We start from the raw sequence: 3,193 nt of genomic DNA on the forward strand, positions 1-3,193 counted from the left end.
GCACGGCGACTACCTAACCTCGCAGGCAGTTTCCCACCAACTACTTTCGGCGTTAAGAAGCTTAACTTCTGTGTTCGGCATGGGAACAGGTGTTTCATTCTTGCTATCGCCACCGTACTCTTTTTTGAGCTTTTACACTCAAAACTAAATATAATCTAAAGCTTTCTACCTCTGAGCTTTGGTCAAGTGCTCGACTGATTAGTACTAGTCCGCTCCATACATCACTGTACTTCCACTCCTAGCCTATCTACCTCATCGTCTTTAAGGTGTCTTACTGCTTTCGCATCGGAAATCTCATCTTGAGGGGGGCTTCGCACTTAGATGCTTTCAGCGCTTATCCCTTCCGCACATAGCTACCCAGCGATGCCTTTGGCAAGACAACTGGTACACCAGCGGTGCGTCCATCCCGGTCCTCTCGTACTAAGGACAGCTCCTCTCAAATTTCCTACGCCCACGACGGATAGGGACCGAACTGTCTCACGACGTTCTGAACCCAGCTCGCGTGCCGCTTTAATGGGCGAACAGCCCAACCCTTGGGACCGACTTCAGCCCCAGGATGCGACGAGCCGACATCGAGGTGCCAAACCTCCCCGTCGATGTGAACTCTTGGGGGAGATAAGCCTGTTATCCCCAGGGTAGCTTTTATCCGTTGAGTGATGGCCTTTCCATTCAGTACCACCAGATCACTAAGCCCGACTTTCGTCCCTGCTCGAGGTGTACCTCTCGCAGTCAAGCTCCCTTATACCTTTACACTCTGCGAATGATTTCCAACCATTCTGAGGGAACCTTTGGGCGCCTCCGTTACACTTTAGGAGGCGACCGCCCCAGTCAAACTGCCCACCTGACACTGTCCTCGATCGCGCTTAGCGACCTAAGTTAGAGGATCCATCAAACAAGGGTAGTATCCCAACATTGCCTCCAATAAAACTAGCGTCCTATCTTCTCTGGCTCCTACCTATCCTGTACATGTTTAACAAATACTCAATATCAAGCTACAGTAAAGCTCCATGGGGTCTTTCCGTCCTGTCGCGGGTAACCCGCATCTTCACGGGTATTATAATTTCACCGAGTCTCTCGTTGAGACAGTGCCCAAATCATTACACCTTTCGTGCAGGTCGGAACTTACCCGACAAGGAATTTCGCTACCTTAGGACCGTTATAGTTACGGCCGCCGTTTACTGGGGCTTCAATTCGAACCTTCGCTTTCGCTAAGCTCTCCTCTTAACCTTCCAGCACCGGGCAGGTGTCAGCCCCTATACGTCATCTTACGATTTTGCAGAGACCTGTGTTTTTGATAAACAGTTGTTTGGGCCTTTTCACTGCGGCTGATCTTTTACAATCAGCACCCCTTCTTCCGAAGTTACGGGGTCATTTTGCCGAGTTCCTTAACGAGAGTTCTCTCGCTCACCTGAGGATACTCTCCTCGACTACCTGTGTCGGTTTGCGGTACGGGTAAAATCGCTCTGGCTAGAAGCTTTTCTTGGCAGTGTGATATCATGATCTTCGCTACTTTTAATTCACTCCGCTTCACGCCTTAAGCTTTTAAAGACAAGCATTTGACTCATCTTTACTCTTGACGTTTGCACATGGTTCCATCTCCATGCATCACTAACCTCCTGCGTCCCTCCATTGCTCATATCGAACGCTTTTAGTACAGGAATATCTACCTGTTGTCCATCGGCTACGCCTCTCGGCCTTACCTTAGGTCCCGACTTACCCTGGGCGGACGAGCCTGCCCCAGGAAACCTTAGTCTTACGGCGGATAGGATTCTCACCTATCTTTCGCTACTCATACCGGCATTCTCACTTCTAAGCGCTCCACCAGTCCTCTCGATCTGACTTCTCCGCTCTTAGAACGCTCTCCTACCACGCATATTACTATGCATCCACAGTTTCGGTACTATGCTTAGCCCCGGTAAATTTTCGGCGCAGCGTCACTCGACTAGTGAGCTATTACGCACTCTTTAAATGGTGGCTGCTTCTAAGCCAACATCCTAGTTGTCTACGCAACTCCACATCCTTTTCCACTTAGCATAGATTTTGGGACCTTAACTGGTGATCTGGGCTGTTTCCCTTTCGACTACGGATCTTATCACTCGCAGTCTGACTCCCGTGCATTGATATATGGCATTCGCAGTTTATCTGGATTCAGTAACCCCTGACGGGCCCCTAGTCCAAACAGTGCTCTACCTCCATTATCATTCACACGAGGCTAGCCCTAAAGCTATTTCGGAGAGAACCAGCTATCTCCAAGTTCGTTTGGAATTTCACCGCTACCCACAACTCATCCCCGCGATTTTTAACTCACGTGGGTTCGGTCCTCCAGTGTGTTTTACCACACCTTCAACCTGGTCATGGGTAGGTCACTTGGTTTCGGGTCTACATCACATTACTTCTTCGCCCTCTTCAGACTCGCTTTCGCTTCGGCTCCATCTTTTCTGACTTAACCTTGCAACATAACGTAACTCGCCGGTTCATTCTACAAAAGGCACGCCATCACACTTTAATGTGCTTTGACTACTTGTAGGCACACGGTTTCAGGTTCTCTTTCACTCCCCTTCCGGGGTTCTTTTCACCTTTCCCTCACGGTACTGGTTCACTATCGGTCACTAGCTAGTATTTAGCCTTGCGAGATGGTCCTCGCTGCTTCAATCGGGATTCCTCGTGTCCCGACCTACTCAGGATCCTGCTCGGTCTCTTCGCAATTTCGCTTACGGGGCTCTCACCCTCTCTGGCTTACCTTCCCAGATAATTCTGCTATCACTTCGAGTACCTTTTTGCAGTCCTACTACCCCAACTGGCAAGCCAATTGGTTTGGGCTCTTTCCCTTTCGCTCGCCGCTACTTAGGAAATCGATTTTTCTTTCTCTTCCTGCAGCTACTTAGATGTTTCAGTTCACTGCGTCTTCCTTCAATAGACTATTTATTCATCTATTGATAATACCTCTCGGTATTGGGTTCCCCCATTCGGATATCTCCGGATCTTCGCTTACTTACTGCTCCCCGAAGCCTTTCGTGGTTCGTCACGTCCTTCATCGGCTTCTAGTGCCTAGGCATCCACCATGCGCCCTTTTCTACTTGACCTTTATCAAGTTTTGAGTTTCTCTCTTTTCTCGGTCGCTCTTTACAATCTGCTTTTTCGATTGTCTCGGTTTTTTGCTTTGATTATATTCAGTTTTCAATGTACTAACTCT

General features: G+C 48.9%; 2 rRNA genes. Both read right to left on the reverse strand.

Features of this window, described 5'->3' with window-relative positions:
* A 5S ribosomal RNA gene (gene rrf, locus J2Z60_RS10785) occupies positions 1 to 117 on the reverse strand.
* A gap of 61 nt (positions 118 to 178) precedes the next feature.
* Positions 179 to 3,083: ribosomal RNA gene (locus J2Z60_RS10790) — 23S ribosomal RNA — on the reverse strand.
* Positions 3,084 to 3,193: the final 110 nt, after the last annotated feature.

Origin of the sequence: Lactobacillus colini, from assembly GCF_017874575.1 — a bacterium.
Taxonomy (GTDB): domain Bacteria; phylum Bacillota; class Bacilli; order Lactobacillales; family Lactobacillaceae; genus Lactobacillus; species Lactobacillus colini.